This window comes from Streptomyces sp. NPDC051582 (genome assembly GCF_040681715.1).
Taxonomy (GTDB): Bacteria; Actinomycetota; Actinomycetes; order Streptomycetales; family Streptomycetaceae; genus Streptomyces.
The window spans coordinates 267,774-286,445 of the sequence record NZ_JBFAZJ010000004.1 but is presented as its reverse complement, the minus strand read 5'-3'; the positions used below and the strand labels follow the sequence as shown (position 1 = coordinate 286,445).

Annotated in this window: 17 protein-coding genes; 8 read left to right on the top strand and 9 right to left on the bottom strand. The window is 71.9% G+C overall.

Going from position 1 to position 18,672, the window contains the following annotated elements; genetic code table 11:
- Positions 1–178 precede the first annotated feature (178 nt).
- The 5 genes from AB0M92_RS08960 to AB0M92_RS08940 all read left to right on the top strand — a co-directional run bounded on the left by AB0M92_RS08960 (position 179) and on the right by AB0M92_RS08940 (position 8,064).
- Positions 179–2,671, top strand: coding sequence for a SulP family inorganic anion transporter (locus tag AB0M92_RS08960; RefSeq protein WP_366101395.1), 2,493 nt, complete (start codon positions 179–181; stop codon positions 2,669–2,671).
- A gap of 228 nt (positions 2,672–2,899) precedes the next feature.
- Positions 2,900–4,897: an acetate--CoA ligase gene (acs, locus tag AB0M92_RS08955; RefSeq protein ID WP_366101394.1), complete on the top strand. Its 1,998-nt coding sequence runs from the start codon at positions 2,900–2,902 to the stop codon at positions 4,895–4,897.
- Positions 4,898–5,115: 218 nt separating this feature from the next.
- The gene (gene nhaA, locus AB0M92_RS08950) at positions 5,116–6,549 is read left to right on the top strand and encodes a Na+/H+ antiporter NhaA (RefSeq protein WP_366101393.1); all 1,434 of its coding nucleotides are present in this window, start codon (positions 5,116–5,118) and stop codon (positions 6,547–6,549) included.
- Positions 6,550–6,649: 100 nt separating this feature from the next.
- A complete protein-coding gene (locus AB0M92_RS08945) occupies positions 6,650–7,108 on the top strand; it encodes a phage holin family protein (RefSeq protein WP_366101392.1) in 459 nt (152 codons plus the stop codon).
- The gene (locus AB0M92_RS08940; protein WP_366101391.1) at positions 7,105–8,064 is read left to right on the top strand and encodes an alpha/beta hydrolase; all 960 of its coding nucleotides are present in this window, start codon (positions 7,105–7,107) and stop codon (positions 8,062–8,064) included. The genes AB0M92_RS08945 and AB0M92_RS08940 overlap by 4 nt, the downstream gene beginning before the upstream one ends.
- Before the next feature lie 348 nt (positions 8,065–8,412).
- Here the strand turns inward: AB0M92_RS08940 and AB0M92_RS08935 are convergent, their stop codons facing one another.
- The 3 genes from AB0M92_RS08935 to nth all read right to left on the bottom strand — a co-directional run bounded on the left by AB0M92_RS08935 (position 8,413) and on the right by nth (position 11,471).
- Positions 8,413–9,615, bottom strand: coding sequence for a MarP family serine protease (locus AB0M92_RS08935; protein ID WP_366101428.1), 1,203 nt, complete (start codon positions 9,613–9,615; stop codon positions 8,413–8,415).
- Between the two features lie 13 nt (positions 9,616–9,628).
- Entirely contained in the window at positions 9,629–10,435 is an 807-nt protein-coding gene (locus AB0M92_RS08930) for a CoA pyrophosphatase (RefSeq protein ID WP_366101389.1), read from the bottom strand.
- Between the two features lie 268 nt (positions 10,436–10,703).
- Entirely contained in the window at positions 10,704–11,471 is a 768-nt protein-coding gene (nth, locus tag AB0M92_RS08925) for an endonuclease III (RefSeq protein ID WP_366101426.1), read from the bottom strand.
- Positions 11,472–11,829: 358 nt separating this feature from the next.
- On the opposite strand from nth, the gene AB0M92_RS08920 reads away from it, so the two are divergent.
- Positions 11,830–12,504, top strand: a complete 675-nt coding sequence (locus tag AB0M92_RS08920; RefSeq protein WP_003981529.1) for a Crp/Fnr family transcriptional regulator — start codon at positions 11,830–11,832, stop codon at positions 12,502–12,504.
- 118 nt (positions 12,505–12,622) lie between these two features.
- Here AB0M92_RS08920 and AB0M92_RS08915 read toward each other — a convergent pair whose 3' ends face one another.
- The 5 genes from AB0M92_RS08915 to AB0M92_RS08895 all read right to left on the bottom strand — a co-directional run bounded on the left by AB0M92_RS08915 (position 12,623) and on the right by AB0M92_RS08895 (position 15,524).
- The gene (locus AB0M92_RS08915) at positions 12,623–12,913 is read right to left on the bottom strand and encodes a hypothetical protein (RefSeq protein WP_366101388.1); all 291 of its coding nucleotides are present in this window, start codon (positions 12,911–12,913) and stop codon (positions 12,623–12,625) included.
- Positions 12,910–13,755: an MBL fold metallo-hydrolase gene (locus tag AB0M92_RS08910; RefSeq protein ID WP_366101387.1), complete on the bottom strand. Its 846-nt coding sequence runs from the start codon at positions 13,753–13,755 to the stop codon at positions 12,910–12,912. Before AB0M92_RS08910 ends, AB0M92_RS08915 begins: the two co-directional genes overlap by 4 nt.
- A complete protein-coding gene (locus AB0M92_RS08905) occupies positions 13,752–14,651 on the bottom strand; it encodes an NUDIX hydrolase (protein WP_366101386.1) in 900 nt (299 codons plus the stop codon). The genes AB0M92_RS08910 and AB0M92_RS08905 overlap by 4 nt, the downstream gene beginning before the upstream one ends.
- Positions 14,652–14,895: 244 nt before the next feature.
- A complete protein-coding gene (locus AB0M92_RS08900; protein WP_366101385.1) occupies positions 14,896–15,366 on the bottom strand; it encodes a RidA family protein in 471 nt (156 codons plus the stop codon).
- On the bottom strand, positions 15,363–15,524 hold the full coding sequence (locus AB0M92_RS08895; protein ID WP_007264966.1) for a DUF4177 domain-containing protein: 162 nt from the start codon (positions 15,522–15,524) through the stop codon (positions 15,363–15,365). Before AB0M92_RS08895 ends, AB0M92_RS08900 begins: the two co-directional genes overlap by 4 nt.
- Before the next feature lie 72 nt (positions 15,525–15,596).
- Here AB0M92_RS08895 and AB0M92_RS08890 point away from each other — a divergent pair, with 72 nt between their 5' ends.
- Complete coding sequence (locus AB0M92_RS08890; protein ID WP_366101384.1) at positions 15,597–16,577, top strand: ArsA-related P-loop ATPase; 981 nt, start codon at positions 15,597–15,599, stop codon at positions 16,575–16,577.
- Positions 16,578–16,612: 35 nt separating this feature from the next.
- Positions 16,613–17,914, top strand: coding sequence for an ArsA family ATPase (locus AB0M92_RS08885; protein ID WP_366101425.1), 1,302 nt, complete (start codon positions 16,613–16,615; stop codon positions 17,912–17,914).
- 119 nt (positions 17,915–18,033) lie between these two features.
- Here AB0M92_RS08885 and AB0M92_RS08880 read toward each other — a convergent pair whose 3' ends face one another.
- Positions 18,034–18,393 carry a WhiB family transcriptional regulator gene (locus AB0M92_RS08880; RefSeq protein WP_366101383.1) on the bottom strand — a complete coding sequence of 120 codons (360 nt, stop codon included), beginning with the start codon at positions 18,391–18,393 and terminating at the stop codon, positions 18,034–18,036.
- Between the last annotated feature and the right edge of the window lie 279 nt (positions 18,394–18,672).

Genomic DNA, 18,672 nt, shown 5'->3' with positions numbered 1-18,672 from the left:
TGCGGTCCGCCGTGAAGATGATGTGACAAGCCGTACAAAATGCTTAATCACCCCTGAGTGCTAATTCCTAGTCCATTTGCTCCCATTCCCTATCGCGATCCTTTACTCTCCATTACCTTTCATTTACTGAGTGTTGAGACTCCCGCCGCTTCACCCCTCCGCAGAGGAGACGGGACCTATGACAGCCACCTCCCCCCAGGTCGACCGCGCGCCCGGCAAGGGCAACCGAGCCGATCTCCATGCCGACCTGTCCGCATCCCTGACCGTGTTCCTGATCGCCCTGCCGCTCTCCCTCGGCATCGCGCTCGCCACCGGCGCCCCGCTCCAGGCGGGCCTGGTGGCCGCGGCCGTCGGCGGGATCGTGGCCGGGCGCCTGGGCGGCACCCCCCTCCTGGTGAGCGGACCCGCCACCGGACTGACCGTCGTCACCGCCGAGTTGATCCAGCACTACGGATGGCGCACCACCTGCGCCATCACCGTGCTCGCCGGCTGCTGTCAGCTCGGGCTCGCCGCGCTGCGCACCGCGCGCTCCGCGCTCATGGTCAGCCCGGCCATCGTCCACGGCATGCTCGCGGGCGTCGGCGTCACGATCGCGCTGGCCCAGCTGCACATCGTCCTCGGCGGCACCCCGCAGAGTTCCGCCGTCGCCAATGTCCTGGGCCTCCCCGGCCAGTTGGCGAACCTGCACCCGGCCGCGCTCGGCGTCAGCGTCCTGACCCTGGTCGTCCTGCTCGGCTGGCCGCGGCTGCCCGGGCGGGTCGGGCTCGCGCTGCGCAAGGTGCCGGCCGCGCTGGCCGCCGTCGCCACGGCCACGGCGTTCGCCTCGCTGACCGGGCTCACCCTGCCCCGGGTGGACCTGCCGTCCTGGCGCAGCCACGCCCTGCCCGAGCTGCCCGAGGGCCCCGTTCTCGGGATCATGGCGGCGGTCCTGACGGTCACCCTGGTCGGCAGTGTGGAATCCCTGCTGTCCGCGGTCGCCACGGACAAGCTGATCGCCTCCCAGCGGCGTACGGGCAAGCGTCCGCCGCGCGCCGACCTCGACCGCGAACTGCGCGGCCAGGGCGCGGCGAACGTGCTCTCCGGCCTGCTGGGCGGACTGCCGATCGCGGGCGGTGCCGTCCGCAGCGTGGCCAACGTCAAGTCCGGGGCCGTCAGCCGCCGGTCGGTCATGCTGCACGGGCTGTGGATCCTGCTCGCCGCCGCCCTCCTCGTCCCGGTCCTCGACCTGATCCCGCTCGCCGCGCTGGCCGCCCTGGTGATGGCGCTGGGCGTGCAGATGGTGAACGCGACGCATCTGCGGACGGTCACCCGGCACCGCGAGATCGCGGTCTACGTGACGACGATCGCGGCCGTGGTGCTCGGCGGGGTCCTGGAGGGGGTCGCCATCGGCATCGCGGTGGCCGTCGCGATCGCGCTGCACCGGCTGGCCCGGACCCGGATCACCGTGGAAGTCCAGGACGGGGTCCACCGGGTGTGGGCGCGCGGGCAGTTGACCTTCCTCGCGGTGCCGAGGCTGAGCCGGGTGCTGAACCAGATCCCGCCCGGCGGACGCGTGGTGGTGGAGCTGGACGGCTCGTTCATGGACCACGCGGCGTACGAGACCCTCCAGGACTGGCAGCACGCCCATCTGGTGCACGGGGGCTCGCTGGAGGTCACCGGCCGCTCCATCGCCCGGATGGCCGGGGCGGGCCGCACCGCCGACCGGACCCACGCGGCGCACGAGTCCCACCCCGCACACTCGGCCCATTCGGCGCACTCGGCCCACTCAGCACACACGGCCCATCGCGCCGATCAGCGCTCCCACCGCGGGACCCATCGCGGCGGGCACCAGTGCTGCCGCCCCTGGACCCCGTGGATGAACCACTGCGACCACCGCCCGGCGGCCGAGCCCACGATCCCCGCCGCGGCCGCGGCTCCCGACGCGATGGAGGCCATCGATGCGTCGGTCCCGGCCCCGCCCCCGGCCCCGCGCCGCCGCGGAGCCGGCCAACTGGCCAGCGGGATCAGCGCCTTCCAGCGGGACACCGCGCCGCACGTCCGCGAGGAACTGGCCCGGTTGGCCCGGGAGGGGCAGCGGCCCTCGCAGCTCTTCCTGACCTGCGCCGACTCCCGCCTGGTGACCAGCATGATCACGGCCAGCGGCCCCGGCGACCTGTTCACGGTCCGCAACGTCGGCAACCTGGTCCCCCTGCCGGGCGCCGAATCCACGGACGACTCGGTCGCGGCGGCCATCGAGTACGCGGTGGACGTGCTCAAGGTGGACAGCATCACGGTGTGCGGGCACTCGGGCTGCGGGGCCATGCAGGCACTGCTGAACTCCGCGCCCGGGGCCCCGATGACCCCGCTGCGCCGGTGGCTGCGGCACGGGCTGCCCAGCCTGGAGCGGATGGCCAGCCGCCACCACGCCTGGGCCCGGATCGCGGGCCGGCTCCCGGCCGACGCGGTGGAGCAGCTGTGCCTGACCAACGTGGTGCAGCAGCTGGAGCACCTGCGGGCGCACGAATCGGTGGCCCGCAGGCTCGCGGAGGGCACGCTGGAGCTGCACGGGATGTACTTCCACGTGGGCGAAGCCCAGGCGTACCTGCTGTCGGAGGGCGAGGACTTCTTCGACTGCCGGGTCTTCGACAGCGTCGGACACCAGGCCGCGGAGCACGCGGGGCAGCACGCCTGAAAGATGACCGGATGACCGGATGACCGGATGATGACCGAATCGCCGTCGTCGGCAGATCCGGATCATGGACGCGGACGAACCGGTAACCTCCGGTATCCGTGTCACACAGTGGCCCCTTCCCGCACCCTGCAGCGGGAGGGGGCCACTCTGCACGTCCGCCCGACCGTGATATAGGTCTAAACCAATTTTCGGCTACCCCTTGTCACCAGGGCCGCTGACTGATGAGCTATGCCCGGGGACACAACGGACACCCTGGGAAAGGGAGATGTCGTGAGCAACGAAAGCCTGGCCAACCTGTTGAAGGAGGAGCGCCGATTCGCTCCTCCCGCCGACCTGGCCGCCGCCGCCAACGTGACAGGGGCTGCGTACGCACAGGCCGACGCGGACCGGCTGGGTTTCTGGGCCGAGCAGGCCCGCCGCCTGACCTGGGACACCGAGCCGACCGAGACGCTCGACTGGACCAACCCGCCCTTCGCCAAGTGGTTCGCGGACGGCAAGCTGAACGTGGCGTACAACTGCGTGGACCGGCACGTCGAGGCCGGCAACGGCGACCGCGTCGCGATCCACTTCGAGGGCGAGCCCGGCGACAGCCGCGCGATCACCTACGCCGAGCTCAAGGACGAGGTCTCGAAGGCCGCCAACGCCCTGACCGAGCTGGGCGTCCAGGCCGGCGACCGCGTCGCGGTCTACCTGCCGATGATCCCCGAGGCCGTCGTCGCGATGCTCGCGTGCGCCCGCGTCGGCGCCGCCCACTCGGTGGTCTTCGGCGGCTTCTCCGCCGACGCCGTGGCCTCCCGCATCCAGGACGCCGACGCCAAGCTGGTCATCACCGCCGACGGCGGCTACCGCCGCGGCAAGCCCAGCGCCCTCAAGCCCGCCATCGACGAGGCCGTCGCCAAGTGCCCGCAGGTCGAGCACGTGCTCGTCGTACGGCGCACCGGCCAGGACACCGCGTTCACCGAGGGCCGTGACGTCTGGTGGGACGAGATCGTCGGACGCCAGTCCGCCGAGCACACCCCGCAGGCCTTCGACGCCGAACACCCGCTGTTCATCCTGTACACCTCGGGGACCACGGGTAAGCCCAAGGGCATCCTGCACACCTCCGGCGGCTACCTCACGCAGGCCGCGTACACCCACCACGCCGTCTTCGACCTCAAGCCGGAGACCGACGTCTACTGGTGCACCGCCGACATCGGCTGGGTGACCGGGCACTCGTACATCGTCTACGGGCCCCTCGCCAACGGCGCCACCCAGGTCATGTACGAGGGCACGCCGGACACCCCGCACCAGGGCCGGTTCTGGGAGGTCGTGCAGAAGTACGGCGTCACCATCCTGTACACCGCCCCCACGGCGATCCGCACGTTCATGAAGTGGGGCGACGACATCCCCGCGAAGTTCGACCTGTCGAGCCTGCGCGTGCTGGGCTCGGTCGGCGAGCCGATCAACCCCGAGGCCTGGATCTGGTACCGCAAGCACATCGGCGGCGACCGCTGCCCGATCGTGGACACGTGGTGGCAGACCGAGACCGGCGCGATGATGATCTCCCCGCTGCCCGGCGTCACCGAGACCAAGCCGGGCTCCGCCCAGCGCGCCCTGCCGGGCATCGGAGCCACCGTCGTCGACGACGAGGGCCACGAGGTCCCGAACGGCGGAGGCGGCTACCTGGTCCTCACCGAGCCGTGGCCGTCGATGCTGCGCACCATCTGGGGCGACGACCAGCGGTTCATCGACACCTACTGGTCCCGCTTCGAGGGCCGCTACTTCGCCGGCGACGGCGCCAAGAAGGACGACGACGGCGACATCTGGCTGCTGGGCCGCGTCGACGACGTGATGCTGGTGTCCGGCCACAACATCTCGACCACCGAGGTGGAGTCGGCGCTCGTCTCGCACCCGTCGGTCGCCGAGGCGGCCGTGGTCGGCGCCAAGGACGAGACCACCGGCCAGGCCATCGTGGCCTTCGTGATCCTGCGCGGCAGCGCCTCCGAGACCGACACCCTGGTCGGCGAGCTCCGCAACCACGTGGGCGCCACGCTGGGCCCGATCGCCAAGCCGAAGCGGATCGTTCCCGTCCAGGAGCTGCCGAAGACCCGTTCGGGCAAGATCATGCGGCGCCTGCTGCGCGATGTCGCCGAGGACCGTGCGGTCGGCGACGTCACGACCCTGGCCGACTCCTCGGTCATGGACCTGATCCAGAACAAGCTGCCGTCCGCCGCCAGCGAGGACTGATCACGGGCCGCACCGACCCGCGGACCGAGTGAGAAGGGGCATCCGGCGCGTCGCGCTGGATGCCCCTTTCGCGCATAAAGTGAAGATCGCCGGATACGTTCTCGCGCGACCCTGTAAAGTACGAGAAGCGTAAAGAATGCAAGTCCACAGGGTGCGCCGGGAAGTCTGGTCGGCAATGTGCTTCGCCATGCCGTCCAACCCACCCGGAGGTGTCCCCCGTGGCCGCGCCCAGCCCCACCGACCGCCACGGCCGCAAGTTCCTCGGCAGGCTCTCCCTGCCCGAGCGGCGCTTCGTGGCCGACGCCCTGCGCGCCGAGACCGTCGGCGGCGTGCTCCTGCTCGTGGCCGCCATCGCCGCCCTGATGTGGGCGAACATCCCCGCCCTCTCCGCCAGCTACGCGGACGTCAGTAACTTCCACATCGGCCCCGCCTCCCTCGGCCTGGACCTCTCGCTCCAGCACTGGGCGGCCGACGGACTGCTGGCGATCTTCTTCTTCGTCGCCGGCATCGAGCTCAAGCGCGAGCTGGTCGCGGGAGACCTGCGCGACCCGAAGGCGGCCGCCCTCCCGGTGATCGCCGCCGTCTGCGGCATGGCCGTGCCCGCGCTGGTCTACGTACTGGTCAACGCGGCCGGCGGCGGCTCGATGGACGGCTGGGCGGTCCCGACCGCCACCGACATCGCCTTCGCCCTCGCCGTCCTGGCCGTCATCGGCACCTCGCTGCCGTCCGCCCTGCGCGCCTTCCTGCTGACCCTCGCCGTCGTCGACGACCTCTTCGCCATCATGATCATCGCGGTGTTCTTCACCAGCGAGATCGACTTCCTGGCCCTCGGCGGCGCGGTCCTCGGCCTGGTCGTCTTCTGGCTCCTGCTCCGCAAGGGCGTCCGCGGCTGGTACGTGTACGTCCCGCTCGCCCTGGTCATCTGGGGCCTGATGTACAACAGCGGCGTCCACGCCACCATCGCCGGCGTCGCCATGGGCCTGATGCTCCGCTGCTCCCGCAAGGAGGGCGAGGACACCTCCCCCGGCGAGCACATCGAGCACCTCGTACGGCCCATTTCGGCGGGCCTCGCCGTCCCGCTCTTCGCACTGTTCTCGGCCGGGGTCTCCCTCTCCGACGACGCCATCGCCCAGGTCTTCACCCGGCCCGAGACCCTCGGTGTCGTCCTCGGCCTGGTCGTCGGCAAGGCCGTCGGCATCTTCGGCGGCACCTGGCTGGCAGCCCGCTTCACTCGCGCTTCGCTCAACGAGGACTTGGCCTGGCCGGACGTGTTCGCCGTGGCCTCCCTCGCCGGCATCGGCTTCACCGTCTCGCTCCTCATCGGCGAACTCGCCTTCACCGACGACCCGACGCTCACCGGCGAGGTGAAGGCCGCCGTCCTGTTCGGCTCCCTCATCGCCGCCGTCCTCGCGAGCGTCCTGCTCAAGCTGCGCAACCGCAAGTACCGGGCCCTCACCGAGGACGAGGAGCGCGACGAGGACCTCGACGGCATCCCGGACATCTACGAGCAGGACAAGCCGGAGTACCACCTGCGGATGGCGAAGATCTACGAGGCGAAGGCCGCGGAGCACCGCCGCAGGGCCGACGCGGCCACGACCGCCGCGCTCGAAGCGGCCACCGGGTCCAGCGCCGAGCGCGACCGTCCGGCATGATCTGAACTGACGCCGTGACGGGCGCGGTACGGGCGCAGGACAGGCGCCGCCGCGCGCGGCGTCGACAGCAGACGACGGCAGATGACAGAGGGAGAGAGCGATGAGCGCAGTGGACCAAGGGGCGCAAGGAGCCGAGCGCACACTCGGCCAGCTGGTCGCCTCGGCCACCGCCGAGATGTCCGCCCTGGTGCACGACGAGATCGCCCTCGCCAAGGCGGAGATCCGCCAGGACGTCAAGCGCGTGGGCATCGGTGGCAGCGCCATCGGCATCGCGGGGGTGTTCGCCCTGTTCTCCCTGCCCGTGCTGAGCTTCGCCGCGGCGTACGGGATCCACAACCTCGGGCTCGGGCTCGCCTGGTCGTTCCTCATCGTCGGCGTGGCGTTCCTGGTGCTCGCGGGGCTGCTGGCGCTGATCGCCGTCTCGAAGTTCAAGAAGGTCAAGCCGCCGGAGAAGACCATCGCCTCGGTCAAGCAGACCGCGGCGGTCGTCAGTACGGTCAAGCCGCATCCTCGGCCGGTGAGTGACCAGGCCGTGGGTGTGGCACGCTCGTCCTCATGACAGCGCCCTCACCGGACTCCAGCACTCCGCCCACCGCCGCGACGGCGGTCAGGATCGACGTGCCCGGCGGGCGAGCGGTGACCCACCGGGACGTCGCGGCCAACGGGGCCCGGTTCCACGTCGCCGAGATGGGCGACGGGCCGCTGGTGCTGCTGCTGCACGGCTTCCCGCAGTTCTGGTGGACGTGGCGGCACCAGCTGACCGCGCTCGCCGACGCCGGGTACCGGGCGGTCGCGATGGACCTGCGCGGGGTGGGCGGCAGTGACCGCACCCCGCGCGGCTACGACCCCGCGAACCTGGCGCTCGACATCACCGGGGTCGTACGGTCCCTCGGCGAGCCCGACGCCGCCCTCGTGGGGCACGACCTGGGCGGCTACCTCGCCTGGACCGCGGCCGTGATGCGGCCCAAGCTGGTGCGCCGGCTCGTGGTCTCCTCGATGCCGCATCCGCGGCGCTGGCGCTCGGCGATGCTGTCCGACTTCGGTCAGACCCGGGCGAGTTCGCACATCTGGGGCTTCCAGCGGCCGTTCGTCCCGGAGCGGCAGCTCGTGGCCGACGACGGGGCGCTCGTGGGCGAGCTGATCCGGGACTGGTCCGGTCCGCTGCCGCCCGCGCAGGAGGACCTCGACGTGTACCGGCGGGCGATGTGCATCCCCTCCACCGCGCACTGCTCGATCGAGCCGTACCGCTGGATGATGCGGTCGATGGCCCGGCCGGACGGGCTCCAGTTCAACCGCCGGATGAAGCGGCCCGTGCGCGTACCGACCCTCCACCTGCACGGCTCGCTCGACCCGGTGATGCGGACCCGCAGCGCGGCCGGATCCGGTGAGTACGTCGAAGCCCCGTACCGGTGGCGGCTGTTCGACGGCCTCGGGCACTTCCCCCACGAGGAGGACCCCGCGGCCTTCTCGACCGAGCTGGTGAACTGGCTGAAGGACCCCGAGCCGGACCGCTGACCCGACGGGATCCCAGCTGACCAACCATCAGTGCGATCGTCTTACGAACATTCAATTGCCCGGCGCATAGGCCAATTGGCCGCCCCGGGCGGGATTACCGACCTTGGGGCCCGGGCACAGCTCGTTGTATGGGCTGGACGCACGACTACGGTCACACCGCACGCGAACGCCGCCCGGCAGCGACGCCGGGCACGCACGGGGGGACGGGCCGCGACGGCCACGACCCCCGCCTCGGGATTCCGCGCATCCTGCGCCGCCGGGCCCGGTGGGTCTCGGCGCGCCTGCGGCATCCACGGACGTAGCCGGAGCCGCGCCCCGTTCCGTACGGATCAGAGGGCTCCGTACGGATCAGAGGGCGCAGCCCTGGCTGTCGACCCGCCGGTCGGAGGCCTTCCCGATCCGGATGTCGTCGCGGACCTCGTCCGCCGTCAGCGCGTACCCGGTGTTCGGGTCGTCGAGCGACTTCGCGAAGACGACCCCGTACACCTTGCCGTCGGGCGTCAGCAGCGGCCCGCCGGAGTTGCCCTGGCGGACGGTCGCGTAGAGCGAGTAGACGTCGCGGCGGACGGTGCCGCGGTGGTAGATGTCCGGGCCGTTGGCGTTGATCCGGCCGCGGACGCGCGCGGCGCGGACGTCGTACGCGCCGTTCTCCGGGAAGCCGGCGACGATCGCGTCGCTGCCGCTCGCCGCGTCCTTGTCGGTGAACTCCAGCGCGGGGGCCTTCAGCTTGGGCACGTCCAGGACGGCGATGTCGCGCTCCCAGTCGTAGAGCACGACCTTGCCGTCGTAGAGCTTGCCCTCGCCGCCGATCTGCACGGTCGGCTCGCCGACCCCGCCGACGACGTGCGCGTTGGTCATCACCTTGCCGGGCGCGAAGACGAAACCGGTGCCCTCCAGGACCTTGCTGCAGCTCGGCGCGGTACCGACGACCTTCACGATCGAGCGCTTGGCCGCCTCGGCGACGGGGCTGCGGGCCAGCGCCGGGTCGGGCGCCTTCACCTCGGTGATCGGCTCGTTCGAGAACGGGCTGAAGACCTGCGGGAAGCCGCTGCGCGCGAGGGTGGAGCTGAAGTCCGAGAACCAGGTGTTGGCCTGTGCGGGCAACACCCGCGAGACGCCCAGCAGCACCTTGGAGTTGCGCACTTCCTTGCCCAGGGTGGGAAGTGAGGTCCCGGCGAGGGCCGAGCCGATCAGCCACGCCACCAGCAGCATCGCGACGACGTTGACCAGGGCGCCGCCGGTCGCGTCGAGCGCGCGCGCGGGCGACCACGTGATGTGGCGGCGCAGGCGGTTGCCCAGATGGGTGGTGAAGGCCTGCCCGATCGAAGCGCAGACGATGATCACTACGACGGCGATGACCACGACCGTGGTCGAGACCTGGGTGCCGTTGTCGGTCACCCGGTCCCATATCAGCGGGAGCAGGGACACGGCGATGAGACCACCGCCGAGGAAGCCGATCACCGACAGGATGCCGACGACGAACCCCTGGCGGTAGCCGACGATCGCGAACCACACGGCGGCGACCAGCAACAGGATGTCCAGCACGTTCACGAGGGTCACCGTCTCATGCGCGCCAGTCGAGCGGGACCTGCCTCGATCGGTCCCAGGGGCGCTCCCATCCTGCGAAATGCAGGATCCGGTCGATCACTCCGGCGGTAAAACCCCAGACCAGAGCCGATTCGACGGTGAAAGCAGGGCCCAGGTGGCCCTTCGGGTGGACGGCCATGACCCGATGATCGGGATCCGTGAGATCGGCCACGGGAACCGTGAAGACGCGGGCGGTCTCGGCCGGGTCCACGGCGCCGACGGGGCTGGGGTCGCGCCACCAGCCGAGGACCGGGGTCACGACGAACTCGCTGACCGGGATGTACAGGCGCGGCAGGACGCCGAAGAGCTGGACGCCGGAGGGGTCGAGCCCGGTCTCCTCCTCGGCCTCGCGCAGGGCGGCGCGCAGCGGGCCGGTGGTGTGCGGATCGCCGTCCTCGGGGTCGAGGGCGCCGCCGGGGAAGGAGGGCTGGCCGGCGTGCGAACGCAGGGTCCCGGCGCGCTCCATGAGCAGCAGCTCGGGGCCGCGGGGGCCCTCGCCGAAGAGGACCAGCACGGCGGACTGACGGCCGCGGCCGTCCTCGGGCGGCAGGAACCGGCTGAGCTGGGTCGGCCGGACCGTCGCCGCTGCCTCGACGACGGGATCGAGCCACCGGGGCAGGCCCTGGCTGCTCACGCGCAGAGCGCCCGGGTCCTCGTACGGGGTCTCGAACCGGGCCCCGTACGGGGCCTCCTGCGGGGCCTCGTACGGGGCCTGCGGCTCGCCCTGCTGCGGCGGCGCGGCCGCCTGGGCCACCCCGCTCTCGTCCCGCGCTCCGCGCGTCATAGGCACCCCTGCTCCCTGCCGTCGCCGACACCGTCGCCGTCCCGATACGGGGACAACGCAGCCCCGGGCCGGATTCGTTCCGCCGCGGGCCGCCCTGTGGCGGCGCCCCGCGGCCGTACCGCGTCTTCTGTGCTGCGTGCTGCGTGTTCGCCCTGCGTACTGCACGTTCTGTGCTGCCTGTGCTGCCTGTGCTGCCTGTGCTGTGTGTGCTGTGCGTGCTGCCCTGTGCGCCGCCTGCCGGCCGCCGCGTGCCCCGCGGCCGGCACGCTCAGGCGCCGGCCGGGGCCGCTCCCGTCGCCCCCGGCGACGGGGCCGGGAGGCCCGGGTAGTCCGGCGGCGGGCTCAGCCGCTGGCCGGGCTGGCCGCCCTTCTCGTACTTGAGCAGTTTCTTCGCCTTCTCCGGGTCGGTCTCGCCCTCCCCGTACGCCGGGCACAGCGGGGCGATCGGGCAGGCGCCGCAGGCGGGCTTGCGGGAGTGGCAGATCCGGCGGCCGTGGAACACGACGCGGTGCGAGAGCATCGTCCACTCGCCCTTCGGGAAGATCGCGCAGATCTCCGCCTCGACCTTCTCCGGATCCTCCTGCTCGGTCCACTTCCAGCGGCGCACCAGCCGGCCGAAGTGGGTGTCCACGGTGATCCCCGGGACTCCGAACGCATTGCCGAGGACCACGTTGGCGGTTTTGCGGCCGACACCGGGCAGCGTCACCAGGTCCTCGATCCGGCCCGGAACGTTCCCCCCGAAGTTGTCCACCAGGGCCTGCGAGAGACCGAGGAGGGAGCGCGCCTTCGCCCGGAAGAACCCGGTCGGCCGGATGATCTCCTCCAGATCCTCGGGCACGGCCGCCGCCATGTCCTCGGGCGCCGGGTAGGCGGCGAAGAGGGCCGGGGTCGTCTGGTTCACGCGCAGATCGGTGGTCTGCGCGGAGAGGACCGTGGCGACCAGCAGCTCGAAAGGGTTCCGGAAGTCGAGCTCGGGGTGGGCGTACGGATAGATCTCGGCCAGCTCCCGGTTGATGCGGCGGGCCCGGCGCACCATCGCCAGATGCGATTCCGGTTTCTTGGCCGAACCTTTGCCCTGGGGGCCCGGCAGGGCCGTCCGGGGCTTCCCCGGCGCCTTCTCGGGGGCTTGTTCGCCCACAGCTGAATTGGGGCCGCCCGTCACTCCCGCGGACCCCTTGGCCTGTGCTCTCACCGGCTTGTTGGACACCCGGCCAGCCTAAGGCCGGGCGCTGACACCCGCCTGGACCTCAGGTAACACCACCCTGATTGGTCTCTCACCGCACAGCACACGCGTACGTCCGGCATCCTTGGTAGTGATTGATCGCACTGTTTGAGCCGTCCGGCAAAATAGGGGACCAGGTCCCCCTGAGCTGGTCGACATAGGAGAGAGACTCGTGGACGACGTTCTGCGGCGCGCCCCGCTCTTCGCGGCGCTCGATGATGAGCAGGCCGCGGAGCTCCGCGCCTCCATGGGCGAGGTGACCCTCGCACGCGGTGACGCCCTGTTCCACGAGGGCGACCCCGGTGACCGGCTGTATGTCGTGACCGAGGGCAAGGTGAAGCTCCACCGCACCTCCCCCGACGGCCGCGAGAACATGCTGGCCGTCCTCGGTCCCGGTGAGCTGATCGGCGAGCTGTCGCTGTTCGACCCGGGCCCGCGCACCGCCACCGCCACCGCCCTGACCGAGGTCAAGCTGCTCGGCCTCGGCCACGGCGACCTGCAGCCCTGGCTCAACGCCCGGCCCGAGGTCGCGACCGCGCTGCTGCGCGCGGTGGCCCGGCGCCTGCGCAAGACCAACGACCAGATGTCCGACCTGGTCTTCTCCGACGTGCCGGGCCGTGTGGCCCGCGCCCTCCTGGACCTGTCGCGCCGCTTCGGCGTGCAGTCCGAGGAAGGCATCCACGTCGTGCACGACCTCACGCAGGAAGAGCTGGCCCAGCTGGTCGGCGCCTCCCGCGAGACGGTCAACAAGGCCCTCGCGGACTTCGCGGGCCGCGGCTGGCTCCGCCTGGAGGCCCGCGCCGTGATCCTGCTGGACGTGGAGCGGCTGGCGAAGCGCTCGCGCTGACCGCCGCGCAGCGGATGTGCGTGGAGGGGTCCTGCCCGGTCGGGCGGGCCCCTTCGGCATATGCGGCGCCCGCCTCTGCCGTGGCCGTCCTCCGTGCGCCCGCCTCCCGGCGCGGCGCTCAGACGTCCGTCAGGGCCTCGACCGCCTGCTTCGCCTCCAGCAGGTCGGCCCCCGTGACGCGCCGGTAGACCCGGATGGCCTCGATCGTGCGGCCGTCGCGCACGAGCGCCCGTACCTCTTCCAGCCCGGCCGGCTCCGGCTCCTCGATGCCGAAGTGGTCCAGGAGCAGGCCCAGGCGCCGCTCCAGCCGCTCCGAGCGCCGTTCCAGGGCCTTCATGCGCAGGGACACCGTCGAGGTGATCCACGCGGCCGTGGCGATCAGCGCGAGCAGCAGGAACAGCGTGGTCATTCGGGGCCCCCCGGGATCAGTCCGTGATCTTGAAGGTACTCCAGCTGCGCCCGTACGGACCATTCCGCGGCCGGCCACAGCGAGCGGTCCACGTCCGCGTAGACGTGGGCGACGACCGCCTCGGGCGTCGTGTACCCGTCCTCGACGGCGGTCTCCACCTGGGCGAGCCGGTGCGCGCGGTGGGCCAGGTAGAACTCCACCGCGCCCTGGGCGTCGTCCAGGACCGGGCCGTGGCCCGGAAGCACCGTGTGCACGCCGTCGTCGACCGTCAGCGAGCGCAGCCGGCGCAGCGAGTCGAGGTAGTCGCCGAGGCGGCCGTCGGGGTGGGCCACGACGGTGGTGCCGCGGCCGAGGATCGTGTCGCCGGTCAGCACGGCGCGGTCGGCGGGCAGGTGGAAGCAGAGCGAGTCGGCGGTGTGGCCCGGTGTCGGGACCACCCGCAGCTCCAGGCCCCCGGTACGGATCACGTCCCCGGCGCCGAGCCCCTCGTCGCCGAGGCGCAGGGCGGGGTCCAGGGCGCGGACCTTGGTACGGGTGAGTTCGGCGAACCGGCCCGCGCCCTCGGCGTGGTCGGGGTGGCCGTGGGTGAGGAGGGTCAGCGCGATCCGCTTGCCGGCCCGCTCGGCGGTCTCGACGACCGCGCGCAGGTGCGCCTCGTCCAGCGGGCCGGGGTCGATGACGACGGCTTCCGCGGAGTCGGGCTCCGATACGAGCCAGGTGTTCGTGCCGTCCAGGGTCATCGCGGAGGCGTTGGGGGCCAGGATGTTGACCGCGCGGGCGGTGGCGGGCCCCGAGGCAACGACTCCCCGGGGCTGTCCGGGCAGGGCGCTCGCACTGGTCACGGGGTGCCTCCGGGGCGGACGTGCTTGGTGAACTCGTCGTGGCCGGGCCAGCTGAGCACCAGCTCGCCGTTCTCCAGCGTGGCCTGCGCCAGTACGGGCGTCAGGTCCTGGTCGGCCGCCGCGGCCAGGGCGCCCGCGGCGCTCCCGTACGGCTCCAGCGAGCGCAGCGTGGAAATGGTGGGCGGCATCATCAGCAGCTCGCCCCTGTCGTAGCCGGCGGCGGCGTCCGCGGGGCGGATCCAGACGGTCCGGTCGGCCTCGGTGGAGGCGTTGCGGGTGCGCTGGCCCTCCGGGAGGGCGGCGACGAAGAACCAGGTGTCGTACCGGCGGGGCTCGAACTCGGGGGTGATCCAGCGGGCCCAGGCGCCGAGCAGGTCGGAGCGCAGCAGCAGGCCGCGGCGGTCGAGGAACTCGGCGAAGGAGAGCTCGCGGGCCACGAGGGCTGCCCGGTCGGCCTCCCAGTCGTCGCCGGTGGTGTCGCCGACGACGGTGTCGGGTGACTCGCCGGCGAGCAGGACCCCGGCCTCCTCGAAGGTCTCGCGGACGGCGCCGCAGACGATCGCCTGGGCGGTACGGGGGTCGGTGGCGAGGCGTGCGGCCCATTCGTCCCGGTCCGGCCCGGCCCAGCCGACGAGGTGGTCCTCGTCGCGGGGGTCGACCCCGCCGCCGGGGTAGGCGTACGCGCCGCCCGCGAAGGCCATGGAGGTCTTGCGGCGCAGCATGTGCACGGCGGGTCCGGCGGGGGTGTCGCGGAGCAGCATGACGGTGGCGGCGCGGCGCGGTTCCACCGGGACGAGGGAGCCGTCCATGAGCGCGCGGATCCGGTCGGGCCACTCCGGCGGGTACCACTGGCCTCCGGCGGGGGGCTGCTGCTGACCGTGCTGACCATTCGGCATGTCGGGATGCTACGGGTATCCGGCCCGATGTTCGAGGGCCCACCGGGGGTGGGCCGGGTTCACCGGGCAGCCCGGAGGCCCGACGCGAACGGCCCCGGCGGCCCGACGCGAACGGCCCCGGCGGCCCGACGCGAACGGCGGCGGAGGCCCGACGCCAACGGCCCCGGCGGGCCGCCGGACGGAGTCCGGCGCAGCGGCGCGAGGCCGGTGGGGCCCGCCAGGGCCGGGAGGAGCGAGGGGCGCGTCAGGAAGACGAGACCTCGACCTGGAGCTCGACCTCGACCGGGGCGTCCAGCGGGAGGACCGCCACGCCGACCGCGCTGCGGGCGTGGACGCCCTTGTCGCCGAGCACCTCGCCCAGCAGCTCGCTCGCGCCGTTCAGCACGCCCGGCTGACCCGTGAAGTCCGGGGCCGAGGCCACGAAACCGACGACCTTCACGACGCGCTCGATCTTGTCGAGGTCGCCGATCACGGACTTGACCGCGGCCAGGGCGTTCAGCGCGCAGACCGCGGCCAGCTTCTTGGCCTCCTCCGCGGAGACCTCAGCCCCGACCTTGCCGGTGGTCGGCAGGCTGCCGCCGACCATCGGGAGCTGCCCCGCGGTGAACACGTACGCGCCCGACCGCACGGCCGGCTGATAGGCCGCCAGCGGCGGGACGACGTCCGGCAGGGTCAGGCCGAGCTCGGCGAGCTTGGCCTCGACGGCGCCGCTCATGCCTTCTCCCGCTTGAGGTAGGCCACGAGCTGCTCGGGGTTGTTGGGGCCGGGCACGACCTGGACGAGCTCCCAGCCGTCCTCGCCCCAGGTGTCCAGGATCTGCTTGGTGGCGTGGACCAGCAGCGGGACAGTCGCGTATTCGAACTTCTTGGTCATGGGGGCGAGCGTAACGCGTGAGACCGAGGGCTCATGCGCGGCCCGAGGGGCGAGTGGTTAGGCTCAGACGCTGTGAGCAGGCTCCAGGTGGTCAGCGGCAAGGGCGGAACCGGAAAGACCACGGTCGCCGCGGCACTCGCGCTCGCCCTCGCGCGCGAGGGCAGACGCACGCTGCTGGTCGAGGTCGAGGGCAGGCAGGGGATCGCGCAGCTCTTCGGTGCGGAGGCGCTCCCGTACGAGGAGCGCAAGATCGCCGTCGCCTCGGGCGGCGGGGAGGTCTTCGCGCTGGCCATCGACGCCGAGCGGGCGCTCCTGGACTACCTCCAGATGTTCTACAAGCTGGGCTCCGCCGGCCGTGCCCTGAAGAAGCTGGGCGCCATCGACTTCGCGACGACCATCGCGCCGGGGCTGCGGGACGTGCTGCTGACCGGCAAGGCGTGCGAGGCGGTCCGGCGCAAGGACAAGGCCGGGCGCTACGTCTACGACCACGTGATCATGGACGCCCCGCCGACCGGGCGGATCACCCGCTTCCTGAACGTCAACGACGAGGTGGCGGGGCTGGCCCGGTTCGGCCCGATCCACAACCAGGCGCAGGCCGTCATGAAGGTGCTCAAGTCCCCGGAGACCGCCGTCCACCTGGTCACGCTGCTGGAGGAGATGCCCGTCCAGGAGACCGCCGACGGGATCGCCGAGCTGAAGGAGGCCGGACTGCCCGTGGGGCGGGTCGTCGTCAACATGGTGCGGCCGCACCATCTGGACGAGGACACGCTGCGCGCCGCCGCCTCCGAGCGCCGGGCGGACGTGGCCAGGGCGCTGTCGCGGGCGGGCCTGGGCGGAGCGCGCCGCGGCGGGGTCGCGGAGCGGCTGGTGGACCCGCTGCTCGCGCAGGCCGCCGAGCACGCGAGCCGGGTGGAGCTGGAGCGCGCGCAGCGCACCGTACTGGAGCAGCTGGACGTGGCGACGTACGAACTCCCCCTGCTCGGCGCGGGAATGGATCTGGCCGGGCTCTACGAGCTGGCCGCGGAACTGCGGAAGCAGGCGGGCGAGGAATGACCGAGGCCACGACGGGAACGAAGACGGGCGCCCGCATGGACGCCGCCCCGCGACTGCCCGTGGACCGGCTGCTGGACGACCCCGGGACGCGGATCGTCGTCTGCTGCGGCGCGGGCGGGGTCGGCAAGACCACGACGGCCGCGGCCCTGGGCGTACGGGCGGCGGAGCGCGGGCGGAAGGTGGTCGTGCTGACCATCGACCCGGCGCGGCGGCTCGCGCAGTCGATGGGGATCGACTCGCTGGACAACACCCCGCGCCGGGTGAAGGGGGTCGACGGGGCGGACGGCGGCGAACTGCACGCCATGATGCTGGACATGAAGCGGACCTTCGACGAGATCGTCGAGGGGCACGCGGACGCCGAGCGGGCCGAGGCGATCCTCGCCAACCCCTTCTACCAGTCGCTGTCGGCCGGCTTCGCGGGCACGCAGGAGTACATGGCGATGGAGAAGCTGGGCCAGCTGCGGGCCCGCGACGACTGGGACCTGATCGTCGTGGACACCCCTCCGAGCCGGTCCGCGCTGGACTTCCTCGACGCGCCGAAGCGGCTCGGGTCCTTCCTGGACGGGAAGTTCATCCGGGTGCTGATGGCTCCGGCGAAGGTGGGCGGCCGGGCGGGGATGAAGTTCCTCAACGTCGGCATGTCGCTGATGACCGGCACGCTGAGCAAGCTGATGGGCGCCTCGCTGCTGAAGGACGTACAGACGTTCGTGGCGGCGATGGACACGATGTTCGGGGGCTTTCGCACCCGCGCGGACGCGACGTTCCGGCTGCTCCAGGCTCCGGGTACGGCCTTCCTGGTGGTCGCGGCGCCCGAGCCGGACGCGCTGCGGGAGGCGGCGTACTTCGTGGAGCGGCTGGCCGCGGAGAACATGCCGCTGGCCGGGCTCGTACTGAACCGGGTGCACGGCAGCGGGGCCGATCAGCTGTCCGCGGAGCGGGCGTTGGCCGCCGCAGAGAATCTTGAAGAAGGCGGCATTGTCGATCAGGAGTCCGGGAATGCTGGACTTCGTGACTCGGCCGCGCAGGCCGACGCGGCGGACACCGGGGCCCGGGACGGCGGCGCGGACACCGAGGTGAACGCCGACGTGAACGCCGACGTGAACGCCGGCGCGGACGCGGACGCCGAAGTGGACGAGATCACCGCTGGACTGCTGCGTCTGCACGCCGAGCGGATGCAGGTGATCGCGCGTGAACAGCGCACACGCGATCGTTTCACCTCACTGCACCCCGAGGTGGCGGTGGCCGAGGTGGCCGCCCTGCCCGGCGATGTGCACGACCTCGCCGGGCTACGGGCCATCGGAGAGCGACTCGCGGCCGGGGTGCCGGCCGGAGCGTAGGCGTTCGTACGGCGGATGCCTACGACGGATGCCTGCGTACGAGCGGTGCCTCCGGGTGCGGAAGCGGTCCTCCGGGTATGGAGGCTGTCGTACGCGGGACCGCGCGAGAAGCCTGCGGCCTACCCGGCTGCCGCGTACGTCTCGTACGCGACGTCGAGGTCCGCGATGTCCGCGTCGACATCCACGGTGAGGATGCCCGTACTGCGCTCGTACTCCGTGCGAGCGGTTTCGAGCAGCCGTCGCCACGAGGTGACGGTGGGACGCCGGCGCAACAGTGCGCGGCGCTCCCGCTCGGTCATTCCGCCCCATACTCCGAACTCGACACGATTGTCGAGCGCGTCGGCCAGGCACTCGGTCCGCACCGGACATCCGGTGCACACCGCCTTGGCCCTGTTCTGTGCCGCTCCTTGAACGAACAGTTCATCCGGATCGGTAGTGCGGCAGGCTGCCTGCGCACTCCAGTCGGTAACCCAGCCCATCCCGGCGCCGTCCTCTCCCGAATCGAGGCTCCCCCACGGCGGTAGCGGCATATTCACCGCTGCCAGTTGAGGACGTTACGGAAGGTGGGCACGGCGCAACACCCCCGACGGGCCCAATCTTGAATGGTCCGAACGGACTATGGGTAAGCGGCAGATCACCCGACGGAGTGATCCGGCGACATGCCCGACCATTCCGGCAATTCGGATGGAATCGGCGGACCACGGACGGGCGACCGTCAGGAGGACGGGCGAGATTCGGACATAAGTCCACCCCATTCG